Source organism: Polaribacter sp. 2305UL8-11 (assembly GCF_058147165.1).
In genome coordinates, this window is record NZ_JBYVJW010000012.1 from 57,492 (window position 1) to 83,314 (window position 25,823).

Sequence of the window (25,823 nt, forward strand, 5' to 3'; positions counted from 1 at the left end):
AGATTTTTTTTGAGCTTTTTTTTAGAAAACAATATTTAGAGTTTAAAAAATTAATTTACCTATTGTCAATTCTTCTTTAGTATTTTTTAGTCTTACTAATTGCACTTTTTTAACTTCTTTTTTAGTTCCATAATTTTTAAAAGTAGTTACTTTTAAAAATGTTGGGCCAGATATTTTTTGCTGACTATTTGAATAATAGTTAACCTCTATTTTATAATCGCCTTTAATAGCATCTTTTAAAACAAATTGTTCAGGACCAAAACCATCAGTCATGTCATCAGAAATACGACCTCCAATTTTTGTTTTCTTATGGCTGTAGAAACACTTTTCTTTATTTGGGTCTGTTACCCACAAATCAATATCTGTGTCATTATGATTCCAATCTATTAAAACTCTGACATCTGTTTCTATTTTTTTGATATACTTTTTATCAATATGATTTAAATTTAGCTTATCTCCATATAAAGTTATTATCCTATTTAATTCTACTAATGCAATTTCTTCTATTCCAGAAAAACGTCTTTGTTTATCTTTAAGCAACAACTCTCCATTTACAATTTTGTACAACATATCTATTGCTTCTTGATATGCTCCTGTTTGCTCATATCCCAAAGCTAAATCTCTATAAGATTGTATGTCTTCTGGTCTTAGTTTAAGAATTTCTTCATAAATAAAAACAGCATAATTGTAAAGTTTGTATGCTTCAAATTTATAAGCTAGTGCTTTTAGTAATTCAAAATTATCTAGCTCTATTTCTGCAACATTGGTAAGAATTTGAAATGCGATTTCTTTCTCTTTTTTGTTTTTGAAAAAGTCTGCAACATCAATGTAAAAAGAAGGTGACTTTTCATATTTATTTCTAAGATTTAAATACACAGCATAAGCTTCTTCTGTTGTTTTTGTTTTATTTAAAACTTTCAAATATGGTGTTTTAGGATTCCATCCTTTTAATTCAAGTTTTTCAGAAACAAACTCTTCAAAATCTTCAATTTTATCTAAGCTATTTCTGTTTCCTTTTTTAGTAATTACAACAACTACCCCATTTTTACCTCTATTACCATAAATTAGTTCTCCTTGTTTGGGTTTTAAAACATAGATAGCATGTACTTTTTTAGGATTTAAATTCGGTTTATCAACTAAAACACCATCTACAACAAACAAAGGATTGTTGGCAATTTTAGTTGATGATGAATTATTAGTATCATTTAAAGCATCACCTCTTATAGTAACTCCAGAAACTCTACCCATTAAAGCATTACTAATACTACTTGAACCTCTTATTGCTACTGAAGATGTTGTTAGATTAGTTGTTGTGCCTCTAGCATAACCTACAACAACAATTTCCTCTAAAACACTATCATCTTCTTGTAAAATAACCCTTAAATTTCTACTATTTCCTACTGATTTTTCTACAGAAATATATCCTAAATAACTAAAAGATAAAACATCTGTAGACCTTACATTGATAGAAAATTTACCATCAAAATCTGTTTCAGTACCTCTACTTTTTCCTTTTACAGAGATAGAAACTCCTGGTAAAGCACCACTTGCATCTTTTACAACACCAGAAACTATAAATTCTCCTTGAGCAAGGTTTATATTTGTTGTTGTAGGATTATTATTTACAACAGATGCATTCCTTTTTATAGTGTCTAAAACCCTCTTGGATACAATAACTTTTGATGTGTAATTTTTATCTGTCCATTTAAAAAATTCTTCATATTTTTTAAAAAGTTGATTTTGTAATCTTGCAACACTTTCTTTTTCATTATCTATTCTTTGTAATGACAATGCATCATATCTTTCTTTTAATTCTTTTGGTGGTTCTATTTGATGTGTTACATAATCTTGTACTCTATCTAATATTAGCATGGATGTAAAAGAACTAATAATTTGATGTTTTTTACTTAAAGCAATAATTTCTTTTTCATTTAATTTAGAATTTCCTTCTAAAAAGTTAAGTTTTCTTTGTGCCCAAATCTTTGATAAAAACGGACTCTCATTTCCTTTTTTATTGATAGCAAATGATATTGTTTGTAAAGTATCTTTACCATAACCTATATAACACTCTAATTTTTTTTGAAATAGATTTGTTTTACCAGAAATTGTAAAATTTTGATGAATTGGCGCTCCTTTTTTTGGATATATCTCTAAATGAGTATCAGAAATATTTGTTCCTAATAACTGAAGTTGTTGACTAGTTATTTTTTCAAAAGCTTTATTTATAGATATCTGTTTAAAGTTTATGTATTTCCCTCCAGAAATCTGAGCTGCATTTTTTAATACAAGATGATTTGCAGATACTGCACTATTTACGATGTGTGTTTTATTATTTAAAATCAATTTTTTATTGCTTAGAGTACTCAACCCATCTGTAAATAAAAAACTTACCTTAGGTGTATTTTTATAGTTTGATAAAAATTCAAAATTAGAAGCTCCATCATAAATTACACTTCTAATCGCTTTTTTTAGTGCAACCCAGTTCCCATTTTTTACTGTAAAATTTTTCTCTGAACGAATCTCAGTATTAAATTGAACAAATTTTACATTTGCATATTGTACTTTTTTAAAATAGGTGTCTAAAAAAGAAATTTCGGTTTCAATTTTCTTGTTTTGTTGCGATTTCGATTTATCCCAAAAAATTGTAATCTCTTTTTCTAAGGCTACTTTTCTTGGTTTTATATTTAAATTTTTTAAAGCGTAAAAATAAGTATCATTACTTATTATTTTTTCTGTGTTTGCAGGGATTTTTATAAATATAGATTGGTTTACTTTAGATTTATTCCTCTCAATTTTCATATAATAAGCATCCTTTTTCTTATTGTATAAAAACTTACTAGCTAAGCCTTTTTCTGAAATTGGTTTTTGCTTCTGATTTAAAACCTCTAAGTAAAATGAGAAATTTTCTAGTCTTTTTGTAAACTTAAAAGGCAATTTGTAGTAGTAATTACCTTTATTTATTAATAACTTTTGTTGAAATCCAACTACCACTCTCTTATATCCTTTTGCAGGAATAGGATATACTCTTGCTTTGTAATTATTTCCTCTGGTTTTTTCTAATAAAGCTGGATCAATTTTAGTTCTAACTGTAGTTTCAAAAGCAACTCTTGCTTTTTCTCTTTCTATTACAACAGCTTCTCTTAAATTACCATTTATATCTAAAGCAAACCTATTTACAGACTGATTTTCTCCTAAAGGAAAAGACAACTCACCTTCTAAAACGCTGTTATTGGGGTTATAAAAATACATATCAAAAGTAGTTATTGCAATATCTCCTAAAACAGTAACTTTTACATTTAACCTTTTTACAGAAATAGTTTTTTTACCAGCTTTGATAATAGGAATATCTTGAGCATAAATAGTAGTAGAAAAAATAAAAATATATAATACAAATAATAGCTTAGTTTTCATAAGTTAATTTTTAAAGTTGATATAAAACTAATCAACCTTAAAAATTTACAAAATCAATAATTAGTATACTGTGCTACTTTAGACGTAAACTAAACATTTTAGTTAGGATTCATTTTAAATACTATAATAAATCCTATATTTATTGCTTATAATAATGAAACAAAAAACATGATTTTTTACGGAACAAAAGGATCTTTAATTCATACTAAAAAAACAAATCCTATAAAATGTGATAACTGTAATGAAATAGTACCACACACTATTTCTGTTTTCGGTAAATACGGATATTTGTATTGGGTGCCTGTTTTTCCAATGTCTAAAAAAGCATTTTCAGAATGTAATAATTGTAAAATTACTTCAGATTTTAAAATGATGAATGAAAAATTACGTCATACATCTGCAGATGCAAAAAGAAATGCCAAAACACCTCTTTGGTATTGGTCTGGCTTAGGCATAATTGCCATTTTAATTTCAATAATAATTTATACTACACAACAACATAATAAAGAGGTGATAAATTACATTAAAACTCCAAAAGTTGGAGATGTAATCAAATTTAAAAATGTGGATACCAATTTTTATTCCACACTAAAAATTTCTTCGGTTACCAAAGATTCTATTTTTGTGATACAGAATAATTTTGAAACTGATAAAATGGGTGGTGTTTATAAAATTAATAAATCTAAAAATTATACAACTAAACCTTTTGGTTTAGGAAAAAATCAAATTCAGAAAATGTTTGATGATAACATTTTTTATGATATTATTAGATAAAATTTAGAACGAAATCAAACTCAATGTTTTGGTACGCTGGATTTTTTTTGTGGTAGTTTCTACAAATTTATCTATAAAGTAAATTTCCTTCGGTTTTTCGAATTTAGATAAATTACTTTTTTCAAAATTGATGTTTTGTGCTTTACCTTCAATAATTAAAACTAATTTTTGCCCCAACTTTTCATCAGTAATACCAGTAACAAAAAAACGGTTTTTTATAATTTTCGATAATTTTTCTTCAATCTTTTCTGGATGTAATTTAATTCCACCAGAATTTATAACATTGTCAAAACGTCCTAACCATTCAAACTGAGTATCAGAAACTAAATTGATTATATCGTTTGTAAAAACGATTTCTTTGGCAACTTTTGGAGCATTGATAACCAAACAATCTCTAGAATCTTTATAAATTTTTACGTTTGGTAAAGTTTGGTAAAAAGATTTCTCAACTGTACTAAAAATGACCTTTGAAAAATTATTCAACTTTTTAACAGCTATATGTGTAATAGTTTCTGTCATCCCATAAGTTGCAAAAACTCTGGTTTTTAGGCTTTGTAGTTTTTCTTGAAGTTGTACTGAAACTACACCCCCTCCAACAATGAGTTTCTTAATAAGGTGCAGTTTATCTAAAGCGTTTTCTACTTGCAAAGGAACCATTGCTGCAAAACCGTACACTTTTGTAACATTTTTAAGAGGATTTAGATTAGGTTCTACAACATCTAAATGCCATCCTAAAACAATGGCTCTTACCAACATCATTTTACCAGCTATGTAATCTGAAGATAAACATAAAAGTACTTTCGAGTTTTCTTTTATGTTAAAAAATTCGCCAGTTGCTTTTGCAGAATTAATCATCAATTCTTTTTGTAATAGAATTGGTTTTGGTTTTCCTGTAGAACCAGAAGTTTGCACAGTAATGCAATTATTATTAGAAAACCATTCTTTTAGAAATAGATAAATTTGTGTAGAAAAAGTAGAAGAATACGCTAATAACTCATCAACAGAATGAAAAGAATTATCGTTTAATTTAAAGTTGGTATGTAATTTATTCTTGACCAATATCTTCTAATCTACCATAATTTTCTTTCAACTGAATAGGTTTCTCAATCTTACCTGTTAATTTTTCTAACCAATTTTGCCAGCCGTATTTTTTAGAAAAAATAAATAACATTAAAGGATATAAAACCAAAACTGGAAAAAACATTTCCCAACCTACAGAAGGCTCTGAAGTATCTATGTACAAGGCTTCTGTTTGAAAAACTGTCCAATCTGTAGTCACAAAAAATGCAGCTACAATATTATTAATGGCATGTAAACCCAAAGCAAGTTCAGTACCTTCGTCCATTAAAGTTGTAATTCCGTAAAAAAGTCCTGTACCAATATAAAACACCATAGAAATATATCCTAATTTTTCTACTTCTGGATTTGCTCCATGTAAAAGACCGAAAAATACAGAGGTAAATAATAAAGGAAACCATCTGTTTTTAGTTAAAATACCTAAACCTTGCATAAAGTACCCTCTAAACAAGAGCTCTTCAAAACTTGTTTGAAAAGGTAAAAACAGAAAAGAAATAGCAACTAATGTAAAAAATGGAGTGGCATTAAAGTTCCAAACATAGTTTTCTGGAGCTAATAAAATACCTACGTAAATAGCTACAACTGCAATACAGCCCCAAACCAAAAAACCATATCTAAAACGTTTCCAATCGATACTTTTTCTACTGGTTACTAAAGAAGTAATGCTTCTTTTATGAATGTATTTTACACCTATAAAAAGAAAAATAAGCCCTACTAAAAACATTAAAATCATTAAAAATAATAGTAGGTTTTTATCTATACCTGCATTCATAAAACTTGTTTCTGCAAACTTTAAGAATTCATTTACATCTTTAGATTTGGCAGCACCAGCCATAGCAATAGGAATTACTCCAATAATTTGCCAACCAATAAAAACTAAAACAATAGTTATTACCCAATGATACCACTCATTTTTACCTTTATATGCTTGTTGTATATAATTCATTTTCTATTTATATTTTATAATAAATTTTAAACCAAGTTAAAATTCCAATCTTTTTGTGAGTTGTAGTGTAGTGCTCCATTTTTAATTGCTAACGGACTTTTAAAATTGTTCGTAAACAAAGAGCCTGTACCCAAACCTTGTGGCATTTTGTTTTGTAATGTATATGTAAACTGGGCAATTGCATTTAAGCCTACATTGCTTTCTAAGGCAGAAGTAATCCACCAACCACAATTGTGTTGTGCTGCAAATTTAATCCATTCTTTACTCCCTGCAAAGCCACCAACCAAACTTGGTTTTAAAATAATGTATTGTGGCTTAATCTTTTTTAGCAACTCTTCTTTTTTTATTGATGAAAAAACACCAATCAATTCTTCGTCTAAAGCAATTGGTAAAGGTGTTGAAGCACATAATTGCGCCATTTCATAAATTTGACCTTGTTTAATTGGCTGCTCTATAGAATGAAGTTCTAAATCTGATAAAATCTTTAGTTTTTCTAAAGCTTCATTAGGAGTAAAAGCACCATTTGCATCAACTCTTAATTCAATTTCTTTAGATGAAAAATCTTTTCTAATTGATTTTAACAACTCTATTTCTGCGTGAAAATCAATCGCACCAATTTTCATTTTTATACAAGAAAAACCATTTTTTAGTTTCTCTTTTATTTGCGATTTCATAAACGCTTTATCTCCCATCCAAACCAATCCATTAATTTCTATAGATGCTTTTCCTTGTGTAAATTCTGAAGGAAATAAATCATAAGAAGTATTGCTTTGAAGCGATAAAAAAGCTTGTTCTAACCCAAATTGAATGGAAGGAAAATGTGCAACTTCTGGCAATAGTTTTTCTAAACCAGCATTAATATTTTTACAAACCCATTTTAATTTTTCTTCGTAATTAGGAACATCATCAATACTTAAACCTCTAAACAAACCTGTTTCTCCAATACCGATTTTATCATCCTTTTTTAAAATGATAAACCAAGTTTCTTTGGTTTTTAAAATTCCACGAGAAGTACCACTAGGGTTTTTAAAGTTTAATATATATTTTTTGTAAGTAGCTTTTATCAACTTTATTTTTTTATAAGATTTCTCGATTCTATTTTTCTTCCTCTGTCAGAAAAATAACTCGAAAAGACATTGCATATTAGTTTTGTTCTAAATAAGATTTAAAATTATTTAAATAAGCTTGGTCTTGTTCTCTAAATGTACTTTTAAAATAAGGAAACATACAAGCCATTATGTAAGAATCGCTTTGGCAGCTAGAGTTAAGAGTTACTGTAGTTACACCCTCATTTTCTGTAAAAATATAATCATCTTTTTTTAACATATTTTCGGCATCAAAAAAAAGTGTTACTTTTTCGTTAGGCACATAAGCCAAGACTTTTTCTGTCATTGTAATGTCTTGACCTTGATTGTTTACTACAATTCTAAATTCACTTCCTGTAAAACCTGGGTTTAAGTTTAAGGTGTCTATCGATTTTATTTCTGGAATCCATTTTTGTACATTTCCTGGTTGATTAAATGTTTTAAAAACTTCAGAAATTGGTTTATTTACAGAAATTTGAGCAGAGTAATTGGTTTCTTTCACTACTAATCCTGTTAAGAAAAAAGCTAGTACTAAAACTGAAATGATTCCTAAAATAATTTTTATTGTTTTCATAATATTCTTAAAATATGGTATTTGTAATCCCGAAAAGAATCGCAAATAAAAATGTACTTAATGCTACTTTTTTAAGTTCGCTATCTAATTCTGCTGGAATTTTATTTTTCGCGACAGTATTTATATTTTTAATTAAAGGAATAAAGGCTACTAAAAAAATAAGTTGATATACATTTCTAAAATCTAAAAAAACATACATTAAGGCAGTAATTAGTGCTCCAATTATTAAAAAATAATGATATTTTTTTGCATTTGCAGCACCTAATTTAACAACTAAAGTATTTTTACTATTTTTTTTATCCTCTTCTCTATCTCTTAAGTTATTTAGATTTAAAACAGCTGTACTTAGCAAACCTATAGAAATTGCTGGTAAAAAAATTTTAAAATTAATCTGTTTTGTATACAAAAAATAGCTTCCAACAACACTTAACAAACCAAAAAAAAGAAATACAAAAATATCTCCAAAACCAGAATATCCATAAGCAGAATTACCAACTGTATATTTTATAGCTGCAGCAATTGAAGCAATTCCTAATCCAAAAAACAGGATTGAATATCCAAAATTCTCACTTCCAAAAGCAACGTAAATTAATAATAAAGCAATAATTAAAGTGATAATTGTTGTAATTATCATCGCTAATTTCATTTGTTTGGGAGAAATTGCACCAGAAGCTACCATTCTTGCTTCTCCAGTTCTGTTTTTATCTGAACCTTTTAGCCCATCTCCATAATCATTGGCAAAATTTGATAATACCTGAAAACCAATTGTGGTTAGGATTGCTAACCAGAAAATGGCTGTTAACCAAACTGGTTTTTGGTCACTCAAATTATTATCAAGAATAACAAAATCACTTCCTATATATGACCCCACAATAATACCAGAAACAGATAAAGGAAGTGTTCTTAAACGTGCAGCTTTTATGTAGTTTTTAAGCATTTCTGTGTACCAATTCTAATTAATTAAAGCTTTTTTAATATGGATTGGTTTTCCATTTTTTAACGCTTGAACAAAAGCATCTGGATATGTTTTTAAAAGTAAAGCTCTAGTTTTTCGGGCTTCTTTGTAGGTAACAAATTCTCCAAATCTGTATTTTATTAAATCATTTTCTATATAAGTTTTAATGCCTTGAATATTATTAAGTGTGGTATTTTCATTTTTTAAAGCAGCTATTTGAACTGTAAAAATAATTTCAACATCATCATTAACAGGATCATTAATTGTTTCTTCTATTTCTGGCTCAACAACTTTAATTGGGATTTTTTTTTCTTCTTTTTTACTACAAGAAAATATCAACATAAAAGTTAAAAAAAAGGCATGAAAATTTTTCATCATTATAGTTTATTTGCCTCTGCAATTAATTCTGCAATGTCTTTAACAATTACTTCTGTTTCTTTTTCTTTAAATTTTATACCATCTGTAAGCATTGTGTTACAATATGGACAACCAGTAGCAATTATGTTTGGCTGCGTTTCTAAAGCATCTTCTGTTCTTAAAACATTTACTTCTTTGTCTCCAGGTTCTGCGTCTTTAAACATTTGTGCTCCTCCTGCTCCACAGCACAAAGCAGTTTGTTTATGGCGTTTCATTTCTGTTAAATTAACACCCAATCTTTTTATTAAATCTCTTGGAGATTCGTAAACTTCGTTTGCTCTTCCTAAATAACAAGGGTCATGAAAAGTAACTTTTTTTCCTTTTAATGTAGCATCGTCTATTTTTAAACGCCCTTCTGTTATTAAATTTTGTATGAATTGTGTATGATGAAAAACTTCATATTTTCCTCCTAAAGATGGATATTCATTTTTTAAAGTATTGAATGAATGAGGATCGCAAGTCACAATTTTTTTTATTTCGTAACCATTTAAAACCTCTATATTCATCATTGCTTGCATTTGAAACAAAAACTCGTTTCCAGCTCTTTTTGCTGCATCTCCTGTAGAAGATTCTTCTGTACCTAAAACAGCAAAATCTACATTAGCTTGATGTAATATTTTTACAAATGCTCTTGATATTTTTTTTGCTCTATCATCATAACTTCCTGCTGCTCCTACCCAAAACAACACTTCTGGTTGTTTGCCCTGAGCCATCATATCTGCCATTGTTGGTACTATCATCTTTTGTAATTTTTATTTTAGTTCTCAGTATTTCGTCTTGAATTAGCAATCTTCAGTTGGCAGTTTGTAGCTGACTTATTACTGCTGACTGAAGACTGTAGACTAATTTTTACTCTTCTTTAGCCCAATTTAACCTGTCTTGCTGACTGTATTGCCAAGGAGCACCATTGTTTTCAATATTTGTCATCATCATATTTAATTCTTGTGGTGCAGTACTTTGTTCCATTACCAAATACCTTCTCATATCCATAATAATTGATAGTGGGTCTATGTTTACTGGACATTCTTCTACACAAGCATTGCAACTTGTACACGCCCATAATTCTTCTGGTGTTATGTAATCATTTAATAACTGCTTACCATCATCTACAAAAGTTCCTTTGTTGGCATCTATGTTTCTTCCTACTTCTTCTAAACGATCTCTTGTATCCATCATAATTTTTCTGGGAGATAGTTTTTTTCCTGTTAAGTTTGCAGGACAAGAAGAAGTACATCTACCACATTCTGTGCAGGTATAAGCGTTTAATAATTGCACCCAATTTAAATCTGTCACTTCTGATGCTCCAAATTTTTCTGGGACTGCTTCTTCTGAACCAGGTTCTGGAGCAGCATAAGGATCTGCACTTGGATCCATCATTAATTTTACTTCATTAGTAACCGATTGTAAATTATTAAACTTTCCTTTTGGATCTAAATTTGCAAAATAGGTGTTTGGAAAAGCCAATAATATGTGTAAATGTTTAGAGTAGTACAAGTAGTTTAAGAAAACTAAGATTCCTAAAATATGAACCCACCAAGCAGCTCTTTCTATAGTGTGCAAAGTTGTATCTGAAAAGCCCTCAAAAAGTGGTGCTACAAATTGGCTTATTGGGTTTCCTATACCAGCATCTTGAAATGGAATATCTGTAGCATTCATTACAATAAAAAGCGTCATTAATACCATTTCAAAATATAGAATAAGGTTTCCATCTTTTTTAGGCCAACCTTTCATTTCTCTACTTAAAAATCTTTTGATGTTTGCAATATTTCTTCGTGTCCAAAAAATAATGACAGCTACAAAAACTAGTGCTGCTAAAATTTCGAAAGTACCGATTAAAAAGCCATAAAAAGCATCACCTAAAAAACCTTGAAAAACTCTATGTGTTCCAAATAAACCATCTACAATAATTTCTAGAACTTCTATATTTATAATAACAAAACCTATGTAAACGATAATATGCAAAAAGCCTGAAAATGGTCTTTTTACCATTTTAGATTGCCCCAAAGCAATCATCATCATGTTTTTTAGCCTTTCAGATTTTCTATCTTTTCTATCTATATCTTTTCCTAAATTAATGTTTCTTGATAATTTGCGAATATTCATCACAAAAAAACCAATTCCGACAGCTAAAATAATTGCAAATATAATGTTGGGTAAGTATTGCATATTAAATAAGTATATTAAAATTATTTATTTTTTTTCTCCTCTAACTCTTTGTCTTTATTTGGGGTGTAAGGTTTTGCTCTCTTACCAAATAAAGAAAAATGTACAAATCTTTTAGGATTTAATTTCATTTCCTTTAAGAGTTCTTCCAGCTCTTTAGACATTGTTGTTAGGTTATTGTACAGCTGTTCATCTGTAACTAACTTACCTAAAGTACCTTTTCCACTATTAATACCATCTAATAAAGTGTTAGAAGAATTTAAAGTAATTTCTGCTTTTCTAATAATTGCACCAATGTTTGAATTGGCTAATGTATCTGATACTTTAGAAAAGTTTTCGGTAATGTTTTTAGTATTTTGTAAACTTTCTTTTAAATCTGTTGATGTAGAATTGATAACCCCATTCATAGCTACAACCGTTTTTCTTACCTCTTTAATAGTTACTTCTAGATTTTTTACGGTAGATTTTAAGCTGTTTCTTGTATTGTTATCTAGTACATCATTAACGTTTTTAAACAGTAAATCTGCACTTATTAATACTTTTTCTAGTTTTGCTTGAAGCGGATCTAACCTTTCTCCAATAGAGGTAAATAAACTAGATTCTGCTTCTCCTATTAAAGTGTCTCCAGAAACCGCCATTTCTCCTTCATAACTTGGCACTATAGCTAAATTTGAAGCACTTAAAGGGTTGGGTGAATAAATTTTAACAACACTTTTATTAGAGAATTGAAAATCATCATCTACTGCAAAACGAACAATTAAATGACCTCTTTTTTCTGGTGATTGATCAAATTTAATGCTCTCTACTTTACCTACTTTAAGACCATTAATGGTTACAAAACTAGACCTTGTTAAACCACCAATCTTTTTATATTCGACATTAAAGTATCTCGTGTCTCCATCAAATAAATTTTGACCTTTTAAAAAATTAAAACCCCATACAAATAGTACGATTATAATTAAAGCAACAATACCTGTTTTTAACTCTCTAGACATAAATAGAAATTTAATAACAATATTACTAATTATTTTTGGGAGAAACGATTAAAATCACTGCATTTTAACAGCATCTTTTACAGAGATTTTAACACCGTTTTTAAAAGCCACAATAAACGCAGAAGTATATCCTTTAGATTTGGCTGTTTTTAAAGATTTTTTTACCTGATTATAATCTGATGTATTTGCATAATAATACTTGTAAAATTTATTTATTTTAAGTCTCTCTACTCCTTTTAAACCTTTAAAATTATAAGATTTTGTTGCGATTTTATTTTTTCCAGAAGCAATTTGAATTTTAAAAACAACATCATTAACTTCTTTATTATGTACAACTTTATCTACAACTGTATTTAACTTTAAATTAGAAATATAATTATTTATAGCATCTGCAATTGCAACTGCCATTTGGTTTTGTCCCTTTTTAGAATTTAAGAATCTGCCTTCTTTTTTGTTGGTTAAAAAACCTAATTCTACCAAAACACTTGGCATTATTGTTTCTCTTAAAACTTGAAAATTATTTTGTTTTACTTTTCTATTATTTCTTTTTAGTTTAAAGGCAAAGTTATTCTGAATTAAACTTGCTATCTCTAAACTTTTATCTAGATTTTCTTCTTGAAGTAAGGACAAACCTATTACAGATTCTGCAGAGTTTGGGTTAAAACCTTCATAGCGCTTTTCATAATTATCCTCTAATAAAATGGCAGCATTTTCTTTTTTTGCAATTTCTAAATTCTTTTTGTTACCACTTAAGCCCAAAACAAAAGTACCTGCTCCATAGGCATTAGTAGTATGAGAATCGCAATGAATAGACACAAATAAATCTGCTTTTGCTTCATTTGCAATACCTCCTCTTTTCCATAATTCTATAAAAACATCTTTTTTACGTGTGTAAATAACTTTAATATCCTTTTTCTTAGCTAGTTTTTTTCCAACTGCTAACGCTACTTTTAGTGCTATATTTTTTTCTTTATAACCATTTCCTAAATTACCAGGGTCTTTACCTCCATGACCTGCATCTATAACAATAACATATTTTTTTTGAGCATTTAACGTAGTTATGTTCAAAAAAAACAGCATTGTACATGTTAAAATAAATACTATTTTAAACTTGGTATTAAATTTGTTGTTTTGTTGGAAATGCATCAATAAAATTTAACTAATTTTGGCAACTTAAATTTGGTGCTTCAAATATTGAGCCATACTTTTACCTTAATACAAAAATAGTATTTATAGCATTGCAATCAAACCAATTATACATACTTTTATTTTGTTCTTTCTTTTTGATAGAAATGTCTTATGCCCAAGATATTAAACCTGATAAAAAGATAGCAACTCCTATTGTTAAAAAAGACACTTTACCTACCAAAGTAAAAAAATCTTTTTTAAAGAGTAAAAATGATACTTTACGCAATGTAAAAAAGGACTCTATTGCAAAAGATTCTTTAAAACCAAAAGAAACAATAGAAGACATAATTACCCATACTGCATTAGATTATACCATACAAAATGCTAAAAATAAAACTGTTACTTTATATAATGAAGCTCAAATAACCTACACAGATATCGATTTAAAAGCAGGTATTATTATTGTAGATTATAAAAAAAATACATTATTTGCAAAGGGGATTAAAGATAGCACTGGCTACACACAACGTCCTGTTTTTAAACAAGGTAGCCAAGAATCTGAGCAAGACTCTATCATTTACAATTTTAAAAGTAAACGTGCTTTAATTTATGGTTTAAAAACAAAACAAGGAGAAATGTTTACTTATGGCGAAAAAACCAAACGTGTAAACGACTCTACAATCTATGTAAGAAAAATTAGATTTACCACTTCAGAAAAAGACAACCCAGATTATTACATTGCTACAAACAAAGCAAAGTTAGTTCCAGGCAAGAAAATTATTGTAGGTGCTAGTAATTTAGTTTTAGCAGATGTACCAACACCACTATTTTTACCTTTTGCATATTTTCCTTTAAGTGAAACAAGTGTTTCTGGTTTTTTAATACCCGCTTTTGATACTGGAAGTAGTCCAAGAGGTATTGGTTTTCAAAATGGAGGGTACTATTTTGCAATTAGCGATTATGTAGATTTAGCTGTACGAGGAGATGCTTATTCTAATGGTAGTTGGGGATTAAGATTTAACTCTAACTACAGAAAAAGATATCGATTTAGTGGAAGTTTTATTTTTAATTTTGAGAACAACATTAGTGGTATTAGAGGATTTAGTAGTTTTAGTAGGAGTAACAATTTTAATGTTAGATGGTCTCATAATCAAGATGCAAAAGCAAGTCCTAATTCTAGATTTACAGCTTCTGTTAACTTGGGAAGTAGTCGGTTTTTTAGAGAATCTCAAAATCAATTTAATGTTTCGCAAACACAAACAAACACCTTTAATTCATCTATAAATTATAGCAAAACATTTGTTGGCACTCCTTTTAATATGAATTTGACTGCCACTCATCAACAAAACACAAATACAGAAAAAATTACAATGACATTACCTTCTTTAACAGTAAATATGAATAGGATTTATCCGTTTGCTAAAGGTGGTGTTAAGAAAAACCCGATTCAAAAACTTGGATTTAACTATACAATGCAAGGTCAGTATTTAATTAACACTAATGATGACGAGTTTTTTACTAGCAAAATGTTTAAAACTGCTACAGCAGGTGTACAACATAAAACCGGAACAAATACCAATATAAAAGCTTTTAAATATTTTACACTATCTCCTAGTGCTAATTTTGAAGAAACTTGGAATTTTAATCATATCAAAAAAAGTTATGACCCTGTTAAAAATGAAGTTGTGATTGATTCTTTAACCGGTTTCAAAGCATTTAGGACTTACAATTTAGGGGTTAGCTTAAGTACAAATATTTATGGAACATTTAACTTTACAAAAGGAAGGTTAAAAGCCATTAGACATACATTTAGACCTTCTATTTCTTATTCATATAGACCAGATTTTGGAACCAAATTTATAAAACAAGTACAACAAAGTGCAGACCCCTTAGACTTAGCTAATTACACTATTTTTGATTCTAGTTTATACAGAGCTCCTGGAGTTGGTTTAAGTAATTCTATTGGAATAACTTTAAATAACGTTTTAGAGGCTAAAGTTGCTCCAAAAGATCCTGATAGTGATGAGGAAGATGAAAAAATTACACTTTTAAACAACTTAAATTTTAGTAGCTCCTATAATATTGCTGCAGATAGTTTACGTTGGTCTCAAGTGAATTTTTCTGCTGGTACTCGTTTATTTAAAGACAAATTAGCTATAAATCTAAGTGGCTCTATGGATCCATATCAGGTAAATGATGCTGGACAGAGAATTAACAAATTCAACCCAGGTATTTTTAGAGTTACCAATGCAAGTTTAACTGCCAATTATTCTATTTCTAGTGCAGATTTTAAAAAGGATGCAAAAGGAAATCAAAATAATCAGAATAATGACCCTAACAACTCACAAGATGTTATTGGAGCTGATATAAACCCAAATGATAGATTTGGACAAAGAAAACCTATTAATTCTAGTAAAAAAGATAAAAATAAGACTGCAAATTTATACAAGGCAGATATACCTTGGTCTATTAATTTTGCTTATGCAACCAATTATATAAATAACGGAATTGACCCAGGAAAAATTGGTGTTCACAGTTTAATGTTTAGTGGTAATGTAGAATTGACACCTAAATGGAAATTAGGTTACTCTTCTGGATATGATATAAAATCTGGCGCATTTACTTTTTCTAGATTTAATTTTAGTAGAGATTTAGACAGTTGGCAATTCAACTTTAACTGGGTTCCTTTTGGCACAAACTCTTCTTACACCTTTTTTATTGGAGTAAAATCTTCTGTTTTGCAAGATTTAAAATGGGATAAAAACAAACCACCAGATAGAAGGTTGTTTTAGGAGTTAGGAGTTAGGAAAAATGAACCTTTTTTAAAATTAATAAACATACAATGAAAAAAATAATCACAACATTAAAAGCACCTGCACCAATTGGACCATACAATCAAGCAGTTTTAAGCGGAAATACACTTTACACTTCTGGACAAATTGCTATTAATCCAGAAAATGGCGAATTGGTTTTATCATCTATAAAAGAAGAAACCACTCAAGTTATGGAGAATTTAAAAGAGGTTTTAGCTGCAGCTGAAATGACTTTTGAGAATGTTATTAAAACAACTATCTTTATTTCTGATATGCATAATTTTGCAGAGATAAATGCAGTTTATGGTAATTATTTTAATGAAGAAACTGCACCTGCAAGAGAGACTGTAGAAGTTGCCAATTTACCAAAATTTGTAAACGTAGAAATTAGTGCAATTGCTGTGAAGTGAGCAGTGTGAAGTAAACTAAAAAAACCTGATAGATTAATTTCTATCAGTTTTTTTTAATGGCTTAATAGCTAAATTATTAAATTTTAAGAAGAGGCTGTCTGGAAAGTCAAAAAAATAATTACTTGTCATATTAAGTTTGTTAAAACACAACTGATAATCAATGAGTCACAAAGATTCGACAAAGCTGTCTTGAGCAAAGATGAAAAGCTCAGTTTGACATACTTAACTACTTTTTAGACAGCCTCTTCTTTGTCTTCTTCTTTATATACTAATGGATGATCTTCTTCACCTAAACCTACAATTTTAATAATACTAGAAACCGCATTAAATAACATTAAAACAACACTTATTAAACCTCCACTAAGTAAGGATGAAACCCCTAAACTTATATAGTAAAAATAAGAATACCACTCTGTTGGAACATTTTCAGCTTCAGTTACCGGAAAATTTAACAGTTGAAAAGCAATCATTGCTGTAATAAAAACGGTTGTATCTATTTTTGCAATTAATAATACATGCCTGTAATGACTTTCATTTAGTTTAGATTTTGTACTAGAACTAACACTTAATAGGGTTAAAAGTAACGCCAAAATTGTTGCTGATGCTAACACTATAGTATTGCATAAAATATTAATTCCTGGCAAAGAAGATTTTATGAGCTGTTTTGCTTCATAACCGCTTACGCTCCCTAAAGTAAAAGCTGCTAAACCTGTAAAAACAGCAGCTATTAAACCTCCAAAAAGAGCTCTTTTGTTATAGTTAGAAAGTTTTAAAAAATTTATCACTTACTAGCAAATAATTTAATATCATTTGCAGAAACTTCTTTTTCTCCTAATATAATTAAACGTTCTACAACATTTCTTAATTCACGAATATTACCTGTCCAGTCATATTCTTGTAAAAGCTTAATAGCAGCAGAAGAAAATTCTTTTTTAGGAGTTCCTTGTTCATCAGATATTTTTTTTGTGAAAAAATCTACTAGTAAAGGAATGTCTTCTCTTCTATCATTTAATGCAGGAACTTTAATTAAAATTACAGCCAACCTATGATACAAATCTTCTCTAAAACGCCCTTCTGCAATTTCTACTTTTAAATTCTTATTGGTTGCTGCAACTATACGTACATTTACTTTAATATCTTTATCAGAACCTACTCTTTGAATTTTATTTTCTTGCAAAGCACGTAAAACTTTTGCTTGTGCAGATAGGCTCATATCTCCAATTTCATCTAAAAAAATGGTTCCTCCATTTGCAGCTTCAAATTTACCTGCTCTGTCTTTATTTGCTCCAGTAAAAGATCCTTTTACATGACCAAACAACTCACTTTCTATTAATTCTGATGGAATTGCTGCACAGTTTACCTCAATCATTGGTGCTTTTACTCTTTCAGATTTTTCGTGTAACCAATGTGCTACTAGTTCTTTTCCTGTTCCATTTGGCCCCGTAATTAAAACTCTTGCATCTGTAGCTGCTACTTTTTCTATAATTTCTTTAATATGAGAAATGGCATCACTTTCTCCAACCATTTCATAATTTTTACTTACTTTTTTCTTTAAACGTTTGTTTTCTACTATTAACACTTTTTTTTCTAAAGCGTTTCTAACTGTGTTTAACAAACGGTTTAAATCTGGTGGTTTAGAAATGTAATCAAAAGCCCCTAAACGCATCGTATTTACAGCAGTATCTAAATCTCCATGACCAGATATCATTACAATAGGTACTTCTGGTTTTATTTTTTTTGCTTTTTCCAGCACCTCTACTCCATCCATCTTTGGCATTTTTATATCACAAAGAACCAAATCGTAATCGTTATTTTTAATCATTTCAATACCTAACAATCCATCTTCTGCTTCTTCTACATTATATGCACTACTTTCTTCTGATATAATTTTTGTTAAGACTCTTCTAATAGCAGCTTCGTCTTCGATAATTAATATTTTTGACATGTTTTTTATATTCTAAATTTAATTCCTGTTCTTAAATAAAATGAGTTTAGATTGTCTAAAGTATAAACATTATCTCTATTATCACTTCTTAAAACGTTATTTAATCTTAATGTGTAACCTGCGTAAGCATACCAAACTAAATGTTTATTTAATAAATACTCATAACCTAAACCAGCTGCCACAACTGATAAAGAAATATTATCAATATTTTTTCCTAAAACTGAAGTTGGTCTTTGTAAATGAGCAAAATATCCATCTAGTGCTGTAAATGCTTGGATATTGTTTTTAGTATTGATGTTGTATTTTAAATTCATCTTGGGCACACCAACTGTATAAGACCATTTATTGTTTACTTCTCTGTAATAACTTATTAAAGGAAGAGGAAATGGAATACCTGCTGTTGTATTATAAGTTAGTCCTAAAATTAATCTGTATGGATGTACGTCTTTTACATTAGTTCTATCTTTTATAAAAAAAGCTCCTCCATTTATAAATAAATCTTTTCCTGTAATTTTTCCATTCAATGTTGATGCTAATCTTGGTGTAATTTTAAAAGCAGCTCTCCATTTAGTATTCATTTTATAGGTATAAGCTAAATTTAAATCTAACACAGTAATTGTTTCTACCAAAGATTTATCAAAAGGGTAATTGTCTCTTAAATTTAAGTAAATACGATTGTACTGTGTACCTACAACAAAATAGGTATCTTTTTTTAATTGAATTGGATAATTAAATAAAGCTCGTATTCTTGTATATTGATCTCCTGAGTTTTTTTTGGGGATAAAAGAATACTCTAGTCTTGCTAAATCTGTAAGTTGTGAATGAGTTACAGAACAATATAGTAGTGTAACTATTAATAAAATTTTCTTTAGCATAAATTTTTTGACTTATATTATTACTTATTTCATTCTGATACTTTTTCTTTTGTAGAATAAAAATGAACATCTCTTTGTGGAAAAGGAATTGTTACATTATTTTCTCTGAATAATTTATCTATTTCAAATCGAATATCACTTTGTACAAAAGGTGTTTCAAAACTATTATTAAGAGAAAAAACAACTTTAAAATTTAAAGAACTGTCTCCAAAATCTGTAAATAAAATTTTTGGTGCTGGTATTTTTAAAACTTTATCATGACTTTTAGCTGCTTGGGTAAGTAATTTTTTTACTTTATCTACATCACTTCCATACGCTACTCCAACACTAACAGACTCTCTTGTTTCTACTCCATTTTCTGTCCAATTAAATAAAATATTGGTTAAATATAAATGATTTGGTATTACCAAAACTTTATTATCTATTGTTACTGCTCTAGTAGTTCTTAACCTAATTTCTATAACTCTACCTACTTTTCCATCCAATTCTATAATATCTCCAACATGAACAGATTGATCCATCAATATAAAAATTCCAGAAAAAATATCCTGAAACAGCGTTTGTAAAGCCAGACCAACACCAATTAAAAGTGCTGCAGATGCTGCAAACACAGCTGTTACATTAACGCCAGCAGCATTTACTCCTATTAAGAAAATAACCAAATACACAAACCAACGTATGTAACTAAAAACGGTTACAAATTTTTGTTTGTCATTTTCTGGTAGTTTTCTTGTTAAAAAATTTCTTACAAATTTAAGTACTATAGAAGTTAATATTAATGCAATCGCTATAATTAGTAATCCTTTTACAGAAATACTAATTTCTTTAGTAAATGTAAAAGTATAATCTAAAACAGAATTTGCTTCTTCTACAATAGTATCTTGAAGTTGTTCTAACTTATCTTGCATTAACCTTTGTATTTAATCCATTTATATAAATCTTTATAAGTAGGTTTTTTACCATACATTAAAATACCTACTCTATAAATTTTGGCAGCTAGCCAAACCATAAATATAAAGGTAATTACTAATAAAGTCATAGAAATTGCCAATTCATACCAAGAAACTCCAAAAGGAACTCTCATTAACATAACTATAGGACTTGTAAATGGTATGTAAGAAAACAACACAGCAATAGATCCATGAGGATCATTAATAACCGTTGCAAAACCAACATAAACAGCTAATATTAATGGCAACATTATTGGCAACATAAATTGTTGCGTATCTGTTTCATTATCTACTGCTGCACCCACTGCTGCAAATAATGAGCTGTATAACATATAACCACCTAAAAAGTAGAAAATAAAAAGTACAAATAACTTTAAGATTGGTAACCTTAAAATTTCTTGAATAACTAATTGCCCTTTATCTCCAGATGCTGCTTGTTTTGCAACTTCCATTTGTTCTGCAGGCACTCTTGATGATTGCATTTCTACAACATCTACTCCAAAAACCGATGATGCTACAGTAATTATGGCAAACAATATAATACCCCAAATAAAGAATTGTAGTAAACCAGCAGAAGCATTACCAATAATTTTACCCAACATTAACTGAAAAGGTTTTACTGATGATACTATAACTTCTATAATTCTACTTGTTTTTTCTTCGATAACACTTCTCATTACAGAGGTTCCGTAAATCATAACAAACATCATTAAAAAGTAACCTGCAATCGCCCCAACTCCAATTTTTAATCCGTTTATTAATTTTGATGATTCTTCTCCAGAAAAATTAAACATTTTAATATCTGATTGAATTCTTGATGCATTGATTTTATCGATGTCAATCCCAAAAGTATTTAGTTTTTGATTTCTTAATTTTCTTTCTATTTTATTCTCTATAGAATTCATCACAGACATACCTGGAGAGTCTTTTGAGTAAAATTCAATAGATTTTGCTAATATTTCTAAGCTATCTTTTTGCGGAATAATTAAAGCTCCATAATAATTCCCTGCTTCTACTTTTTTCTTAGTTTCTTCAATTCCAAGAGCTGTATAATCTGAATAATGAATGGTTTTAGAATCTTTAAAATCTTCTTTAGAAAACAGCCCAGAATTGTCTACATAAACTATTTTCTTAACTTTTTCGTCATTTTTTTGCATCAAAAAATAAACCAAAGCACCCATTCCTACCATAATTAGCGGACTTAAAAAAGTCATCACTATAAATGATTTATTACGAACTTTCGCAATAAACTCTCTCTGTATAATTAGTTTTAACTTGCTCATTTTTTAACTGTTTTTATTTACTGCTTGAATAAAAATATCGTTCGCACTTGGTATTAATTCTACAAAATGTTGCACTTCTCCTCTATTGGTTAAAAATGACAATAAGTCGTTTGCAGAATTTGTTTCATTTAGCTTTACATTTAAAGTCAATTCATTTCCAAGCAACTTAAAATCAGCTGGAAAAACTTTAAAATTTTCTTTTAATTGATTTTCCACTTCGTCTGGATTGCTTGTGTTTAGTCCTACTTGAAAAGTATGTGTTCTAAACTTACGTTTGATATCATCTAACTTTCCATCTAAAATCTTGTTCGATTTATCAATCAGCGCAATTTCGTCACACATTTCTTCTACAGATTCCATTCTATGAGTAGAGAAAATGATAGTTGCACCTTCATCTCTTAATTGTAAAATTTCTTTAGCAATTAATTGTGCGTTTATGGGGTCGAAACCAGAAAAAGGCTCATCAAAAATTAATAACTTAGGATTGTGCATCACTGTAACAATAAACTGCACTTTCTGCGCCATTCCTTTTGAAAGTTCTTCTATTTTCTTTCCCCACCAAGCAGAAATATCAAATTTATCAAACCAATATTTTAAACGTTTTTTAGCTTCATTTTTAGACAATCCTTTTAATTGTGCCAAATACAAAGCCTGCTCGCCTACTTTCATAGATTTATATAAACCACGTTCTTCTGGCAAATAACCAATTTGAGCTGTATGTTTTGGTGCCAATACTTCTCCATCTAAAAAAATAGAACCAGCATCTGGCATTGTAATTTGGTTGATAATTCTAATTAACGATGTTTTTCCTGCTCCATTTGGACCTAATAATCCAAAAACACTTCCTTTAGGAATATGTAATGAAACATCATTTAATGCTGTAAAATCTCCATATTTTTTTACAACATTATTAATTTCTAATAAATTCTCCATTGATTATTGTTGATTTTTATTGAAAGCTTTCAGTAGATACAAACTTACATATTTTCTAAGTATTAGTATTCATTAGAATTAAAACGTTACAATAAATATTTTGTTAAAATTTACTATGCATGCATAACTTTTTCGCAATTTACTATGCGTGCATAATAAATTTTTATATATTTGGCACAATGGATAAATATAAATCAATAGATCATCAATTAAGAGCAACTTGGCAAGCTGTTGCAAAGATGTATAATGAGCAGGCTGCAAAGCATGATAGTACAATGGCTACAGCCTTTGTTTTATTAAATATTGATAAAGAAAAAGGAACTCCTTCTACAGCTTTAGGACCACTAATGGGAATGGAACCTACAAGTCTTTCTAGAATTTTAAAAAACATGGAAGATAAAGGTGCTATTTGTAGAGAGAGAAACCCAGATGATGGTAGAAGTGTAATTATTAAATTGACTGATTTCGGAAAAGAAATGCGAAAAGTTTCTAAAGGTCATGTTATCCAATTTAACGATGCAATTAGAGAGCATGTTTCAGAAAAAGATTTAGAAGGTTTTTTTAATGTAACATCAACAATTAATAAATTAATTGCTGACAAAGATATTTATGTAGAAGTTAGTAATAAAGCAGTATAAACAAACAAACTAATGACAAGAAGAATTAAAAAAGTAGCAATAATTGGTTCTGGAATAATGGGTAGTGGAATTGCCTGTCATTTTGCCAATATTGGTGTAGAAGTTCTTTTGTTGGACATAGTTCCAAGAGAATTAACTGACAAAGAAAAAGCAAAAGGATTAACTTTAGAAGATAAAGTGGTTCGCAATCGTTTGGTAAATGACGCCTTAACAGCTTCATTAAAATCAAAACCTTCTCCTATTTATAATCAAAAATTTGCAAACAGAATTACCACTGGTAATTTAGAAGATGATATTGCAAAAGTGGCTGATGTAGATTGGATTATGGAGGTTGTTGTAGAAAGATTAGACATCAAAAAAATAGTTTTCGAAAAACTAGAAAAATACAGAACTCCTGGTACTATAATCTCTTCTAATACTTCAGGAATTCCTATCAAATTTATGAACGAAGGAAGAAGTGAAGATTTTCAGCAACATTTTGCAGTTACACACTTTTTTAATCCTCCAAGATATTTAAAACTTTTTGAAGTGGTTCCTGGACCCAATTGTAAACAAGAAGTTACAGATTTCTTAATGATGTATGGAGAAAAATTTTTAGGTAAAACATCTGTTTTAGCTAAAGATACGCCTGCATTTATCGGAAATAGAATTGGAATTTTCGGAATTCAATCTTTATTTCATCAAGTAAAAGAATTAGGATTAACAGTTGAAGAAGTTGATAAATTAACAGGCCCAGTAATTGGTCGTCCAAAATCGGCTACTTTTAGAACCGTTGATGTAGTTGGGTTAGATACATTGGTACATGTTGCAAACGGAATTTATGAGAACTGTCCTAATGATGAAGCGCACGATTTATTCAAATTACCAGATTTCATCAATACAATGATGGAAAACAAATGGTTAGGAAGCAAAACAGGACAAGGTTTTTACAAAAAAGCTGTGGTAGATGGTAAGAAAGAAATTCTAACGTTAGATTTAGATACGATGGAATATCGTTCTAAAAAACGCGCAAAATTTGCCACTTTAGAATTGACAAAAACCATTGATAAACCAATTGATAGATTTAAAGTTTTAATTAACGGAAAAGACAAAGCTGGCGAGTTTTACAGAAAAAACTTTGCAGCAATGTTTGCGTATGTACAAAATAGAATTCCAGAAATATCTGACGAATTGTATAAGATTGATGATGCCATGAAAGCTGGTTTTGGCTGGGAGAATGGACCTTTCGAAATTTGGGATGCTGTTGGTGTAGAAAAAGGAATCGAATTAATGAAAGCAGAAGGTAATGAACCTGCAACTTGGGTTACAGGAATGTTGGCTGCTGGTTCTAAATCTTTTTATTCAGTGAAAGAAGGAGCAACTTATTATTATGATATTCCTTCTAAATCACAAACCAAAAAACCAGGACAAGATGGATTTATCATCTTAGATAATATTAGAAAATCTAACGAAGTTTTCAAAAACTCTGGTGTTGTAATTGAAGATATTGGAGATGGAATTTTAAATATAGAATTCCAATCTAAAATGAACACAATTGGTGGTGATGTTTTAGCAGGAATTAATAAAGGAATAGATTTAGCAGAAAAGAATTTCCAAGGATTGGTTGTTGGAAATCAAGCAGCAAACTTCTCTGTAGGTGCAAATATTGGTATGATTTTTATGATGGCTGTAGAGCAAGAATATGATGAGTTAAATTATGCTATCAAATATTTCCAAGACACCATGATGCGTATGCGTTATTCTTCAATTCCAACTATTTCTGCACCTCATGGAATGGCATTAGGTGGTGGTTGCGAAATTTCTTTGCATGCAGACAAAGTAGTTGCAGCTGCAGAAACGTATATGGGATTAGTTGAGTTTGGAGTTGGTGTAATTCCAGGTGGTGGAGGTTCTAAAGAAATGGCTTTAAGAGCATCAGACTCTTTTAGTAAAGGAGATGTAGAGTTAAACATTTTACAAGAAAACTTCTTAACTATTGGAATGGCAAAAGTATCTACTTCTGCTTATGAAGCGTTCGATTTAGGCTTAATGCAAAAAGGAAAAGATGTTGTAGTTGTAAATAAAGACAGACAAATTGCTACTGCAAAAGCACACGCAAAATTAATGGCAGAAAGTGGTTATACACAGCCTGTAAAAAGAAAAGATGTAAAGGTTTTAGGAAAACAAGCCTTAGGTATGTTCTTAGTAGGAACAGATTCTATGGAACATTCTAAATACATCTCTGAACACGATCAAAAAATAGCCAATAAGTTAGCTTATGTAATGGCTGGAGGAGATTTATCTGAACCAACTTTAGTTACAGAGCAATATTTATTAGATTTAGAAAGAGAAGCATTTTTATCGCTTTGTACAGAACGTAAAACGTTGGAAAGAATTCAACAGATGTTAAAAACTGGAAAACCACTTAGGAATTAAGATTTTAGTAGATAGTATTAAGTATAAAGACAACAA

At 29.2% G+C, this 25,823-nt stretch carries 22 protein-coding genes; 5 read left to right on the forward strand and 17 right to left on the reverse strand.

Annotated features, from left to right (window positions below; all coding sequences use genetic code 11):
• Window positions 1-42 precede the first annotated feature (42 nt).
• Window positions 43-3,411: a DUF2135 domain-containing protein gene (locus ACY2RW_RS11745; RefSeq protein WP_490122919.1), complete on the reverse strand. Its 3,369-nt coding sequence runs from the start codon at window positions 3,409-3,411 to the stop codon at window positions 43-45.
• Between the two features lie 168 nt (window positions 3,412-3,579).
• On the opposite strand from ACY2RW_RS11745, the gene ACY2RW_RS11750 reads away from it, so the two are divergent.
• Window positions 3,580-4,185 carry a hypothetical protein gene (locus tag ACY2RW_RS11750; protein ID WP_490122920.1) on the forward strand — a complete coding sequence of 202 codons (606 nt, stop codon included), beginning with the start codon at window positions 3,580-3,582 and terminating at the stop codon, window positions 4,183-4,185.
• Between the two features lie 3 nt (window positions 4,186-4,188).
• Here ACY2RW_RS11750 and ACY2RW_RS11755 read toward each other — a convergent pair whose 3' ends face one another.
• The 10 genes from ACY2RW_RS11755 to ACY2RW_RS11800 form a co-directional block, all read right to left on the reverse strand.
• Window positions 4,189-5,244 (reverse strand): AMP-binding protein, encoded by a 1,056-nt coding sequence (locus ACY2RW_RS11755; RefSeq protein ID WP_490122921.1) that lies wholly within the window; start codon window positions 5,242-5,244, stop codon window positions 4,189-4,191.
• Window positions 5,231-6,208: a CPBP family intramembrane glutamic endopeptidase gene (locus ACY2RW_RS11760; RefSeq protein ID WP_490122922.1), complete on the reverse strand. Its 978-nt coding sequence runs from the start codon at window positions 6,206-6,208 to the stop codon at window positions 5,231-5,233. Before ACY2RW_RS11760 ends, ACY2RW_RS11755 begins: the two co-directional genes overlap by 14 nt.
• A 26-nt stretch (window positions 6,209-6,234) precedes the next feature.
• The gene (locus ACY2RW_RS11765; RefSeq protein ID WP_490122923.1) at window positions 6,235-7,275 is read right to left on the reverse strand and encodes an o-succinylbenzoate synthase; all 1,041 of its coding nucleotides are present in this window, start codon (window positions 7,273-7,275) and stop codon (window positions 6,235-6,237) included.
• Window positions 7,276-7,351: 76 nt separating this feature from the next.
• Window positions 7,352-7,867 (reverse strand): SRPBCC family protein, encoded by a 516-nt coding sequence (locus ACY2RW_RS11770; RefSeq protein ID WP_490122924.1) that lies wholly within the window; start codon window positions 7,865-7,867, stop codon window positions 7,352-7,354.
• A gap of 7 nt (window positions 7,868-7,874) precedes the next feature.
• Window positions 7,875-8,804 (reverse strand): 1,4-dihydroxy-2-naphthoate octaprenyltransferase, encoded by a 930-nt coding sequence (menA, locus tag ACY2RW_RS11775; protein WP_490122925.1) that lies wholly within the window; start codon window positions 8,802-8,804, stop codon window positions 7,875-7,877.
• A 15-nt stretch (window positions 8,805-8,819) separates the two neighbouring features.
• Window positions 8,820-9,200, reverse strand: a complete 381-nt coding sequence (locus ACY2RW_RS11780) for an SPOR domain-containing protein (protein WP_490122926.1) — start codon at window positions 9,198-9,200, stop codon at window positions 8,820-8,822.
• Window positions 9,200-9,979 (reverse strand): (Fe-S)-binding protein, encoded by a 780-nt coding sequence (locus ACY2RW_RS11785; protein WP_490122927.1) that lies wholly within the window; start codon window positions 9,977-9,979, stop codon window positions 9,200-9,202. The genes ACY2RW_RS11780 and ACY2RW_RS11785 overlap by 1 nt, the downstream gene beginning before the upstream one ends.
• A 109-nt stretch (window positions 9,980-10,088) precedes the next feature.
• A complete protein-coding gene (locus tag ACY2RW_RS11790; protein WP_490122928.1) occupies window positions 10,089-11,405 on the reverse strand; it encodes a 4Fe-4S dicluster domain-containing protein in 1,317 nt (438 codons plus the stop codon).
• 20 nt (window positions 11,406-11,425) lie between these two features.
• Window positions 11,426-12,397, reverse strand: coding sequence for an MlaD family protein (locus ACY2RW_RS11795; protein ID WP_490122929.1), 972 nt, complete (start codon window positions 12,395-12,397; stop codon window positions 11,426-11,428).
• Between the two features lie 54 nt (window positions 12,398-12,451).
• Window positions 12,452-13,543 carry an N-acetylmuramoyl-L-alanine amidase family protein gene (locus tag ACY2RW_RS11800; RefSeq protein WP_490122930.1) on the reverse strand — a complete coding sequence of 364 codons (1,092 nt, stop codon included), beginning with the start codon at window positions 13,541-13,543 and terminating at the stop codon, window positions 12,452-12,454.
• A 146-nt stretch (window positions 13,544-13,689) separates the two neighbouring features.
• Here ACY2RW_RS11800 and ACY2RW_RS11805 point away from each other — a divergent pair, with 146 nt between their 5' ends.
• Window positions 13,690-16,317: a putative LPS assembly protein LptD gene (locus ACY2RW_RS11805; protein WP_490122931.1), complete on the forward strand. Its 2,628-nt coding sequence runs from the start codon at window positions 13,690-13,692 to the stop codon at window positions 16,315-16,317.
• A 50-nt stretch (window positions 16,318-16,367) separates the two neighbouring features.
• Window positions 16,368-16,748 (forward strand): RidA family protein, encoded by a 381-nt coding sequence (locus ACY2RW_RS11810; RefSeq protein ID WP_490122932.1) that lies wholly within the window; start codon window positions 16,368-16,370, stop codon window positions 16,746-16,748.
• Window positions 16,749-16,981: 233 nt separating this feature from the next.
• On the opposite strand, the gene ACY2RW_RS11815 is transcribed toward ACY2RW_RS11810, so the two are convergent.
• From ACY2RW_RS11815 to ACY2RW_RS11840, 6 genes are read right to left on the reverse strand one after another with little or no spacing between them, the layout of a single operon-like run.
• A complete protein-coding gene (locus tag ACY2RW_RS11815; RefSeq protein ID WP_490122933.1) occupies window positions 16,982-17,533 on the reverse strand; it encodes a hypothetical protein in 552 nt (183 codons plus the stop codon).
• Window positions 17,530-18,693 carry a sigma-54-dependent transcriptional regulator gene (locus ACY2RW_RS11820; protein ID WP_490122934.1) on the reverse strand — a complete coding sequence of 388 codons (1,164 nt, stop codon included), beginning with the start codon at window positions 18,691-18,693 and terminating at the stop codon, window positions 17,530-17,532. Before ACY2RW_RS11820 ends, ACY2RW_RS11815 begins: the two co-directional genes overlap by 4 nt.
• A 5-nt stretch (window positions 18,694-18,698) precedes the next feature.
• A complete protein-coding gene (locus tag ACY2RW_RS11825) occupies window positions 18,699-19,568 on the reverse strand; it encodes a DUF6268 family outer membrane beta-barrel protein (protein WP_490122935.1) in 870 nt (289 codons plus the stop codon).
• A gap of 29 nt (window positions 19,569-19,597) precedes the next feature.
• Entirely contained in the window at window positions 19,598-20,476 is an 879-nt protein-coding gene (locus tag ACY2RW_RS11830) for a mechanosensitive ion channel family protein (RefSeq protein ID WP_490122936.1), read from the reverse strand.
• On the reverse strand, window positions 20,476-21,801 hold the full coding sequence (locus ACY2RW_RS11835; protein WP_490122937.1) for an ABC transporter permease: 1,326 nt from the start codon (window positions 21,799-21,801) through the stop codon (window positions 20,476-20,478). Before ACY2RW_RS11835 ends, ACY2RW_RS11830 begins: the two co-directional genes overlap by 1 nt.
• Before the next feature lie 3 nt (window positions 21,802-21,804).
• A complete protein-coding gene (locus tag ACY2RW_RS11840; protein ID WP_490122938.1) occupies window positions 21,805-22,734 on the reverse strand; it encodes an ABC transporter ATP-binding protein in 930 nt (309 codons plus the stop codon).
• Between the two features lie 179 nt (window positions 22,735-22,913).
• On the opposite strand from ACY2RW_RS11840, the gene ACY2RW_RS11845 reads away from it, so the two are divergent.
• Entirely contained in the window at window positions 22,914-23,372 is a 459-nt protein-coding gene (locus ACY2RW_RS11845) for a MarR family winged helix-turn-helix transcriptional regulator (RefSeq protein WP_490122939.1), read from the forward strand.
• 12 nt (window positions 23,373-23,384) lie between these two features.
• Window positions 23,385-25,787 carry a 3-hydroxyacyl-CoA dehydrogenase/enoyl-CoA hydratase family protein gene (locus ACY2RW_RS11850; RefSeq protein WP_490122940.1) on the forward strand — a complete coding sequence of 801 codons (2,403 nt, stop codon included), beginning with the start codon at window positions 23,385-23,387 and terminating at the stop codon, window positions 25,785-25,787.
• Window positions 25,788-25,823: the final 36 nt, after the last annotated feature.

What these genes read in the sequence shown, in the direction of transcription:
- ACY2RW_RS11745 (WP_490122919.1), bottom strand. Translation starts at nt 3,411, where the DNA reads ATGAAAACTAAGCTATTATTTGTATTATATATTTTTATTTTTTCTACT.
- ACY2RW_RS11750 (WP_490122920.1), top strand. Translation starts at nt 3,580, where the DNA reads ATGATTTTTTACGGAACAAAAGGATCTTTAATTCATACTAAAAAAACA.
- ACY2RW_RS11760 (WP_490122922.1), bottom strand. Translation starts at nt 6,208, where the DNA reads ATGAATTATATACAACAAGCATATAAAGGTAAAAATGAGTGGTATCAT.
- ACY2RW_RS11770 (WP_490122924.1), bottom strand. Translation starts at nt 7,867, where the DNA reads ATGAAAACAATAAAAATTATTTTAGGAATCATTTCAGTTTTAGTACTA.
- menA (WP_490122925.1), bottom strand. Translation starts at nt 8,804, where the DNA reads ATGCTTAAAAACTACATAAAAGCTGCACGTTTAAGAACACTTCCTTTA.
- ACY2RW_RS11780 (WP_490122926.1), bottom strand. Translation starts at nt 9,200, where the DNA reads ATGATGAAAAATTTTCATGCCTTTTTTTTAACTTTTATGTTGATATTT.
- ACY2RW_RS11785 (WP_490122927.1), bottom strand. Translation starts at nt 9,979, where the DNA reads ATGATAGTACCAACAATGGCAGATATGATGGCTCAGGGCAAACAACCA.
- ACY2RW_RS11790 (WP_490122928.1), bottom strand. Translation starts at nt 11,405, where the DNA reads ATGCAATACTTACCCAACATTATATTTGCAATTATTTTAGCTGTCGGA.
- ACY2RW_RS11795 (WP_490122929.1), bottom strand. Translation starts at nt 12,397, where the DNA reads ATGTCTAGAGAGTTAAAAACAGGTATTGTTGCTTTAATTATAATCGTA.
- ACY2RW_RS11800 (WP_490122930.1), bottom strand. Translation starts at nt 13,543, where the DNA reads ATGCATTTCCAACAAAACAACAAATTTAATACCAAGTTTAAAATAGTA.
- ACY2RW_RS11805 (WP_490122931.1), top strand. Translation starts at nt 13,690, where the DNA reads ATGTCTTATGCCCAAGATATTAAACCTGATAAAAAGATAGCAACTCCT.
- ACY2RW_RS11810 (WP_490122932.1), top strand. Translation starts at nt 16,368, where the DNA reads ATGAAAAAAATAATCACAACATTAAAAGCACCTGCACCAATTGGACCA.
- ACY2RW_RS11820 (WP_490122934.1), bottom strand. Translation starts at nt 18,693, where the DNA reads ATGTCAAAAATATTAATTATCGAAGACGAAGCTGCTATTAGAAGAGTC.
- ACY2RW_RS11825 (WP_490122935.1), bottom strand. Translation starts at nt 19,568, where the DNA reads ATGCTAAAGAAAATTTTATTAATAGTTACACTACTATATTGTTCTGTA.
- ACY2RW_RS11830 (WP_490122936.1), bottom strand. Translation starts at nt 20,476, where the DNA reads ATGCAAGATAAGTTAGAACAACTTCAAGATACTATTGTAGAAGAAGCA.
- ACY2RW_RS11835 (WP_490122937.1), bottom strand. Translation starts at nt 21,801, where the DNA reads ATGAGCAAGTTAAAACTAATTATACAGAGAGAGTTTATTGCGAAAGTT.
- ACY2RW_RS11840 (WP_490122938.1), bottom strand. Translation starts at nt 22,734, where the DNA reads ATGGAGAATTTATTAGAAATTAATAATGTTGTAAAAAAATATGGAGAT.
- ACY2RW_RS11845 (WP_490122939.1), top strand. Translation starts at nt 22,914, where the DNA reads ATGGATAAATATAAATCAATAGATCATCAATTAAGAGCAACTTGGCAA.
- ACY2RW_RS11850 (WP_490122940.1), top strand. Translation starts at nt 23,385, where the DNA reads ATGACAAGAAGAATTAAAAAAGTAGCAATAATTGGTTCTGGAATAATG.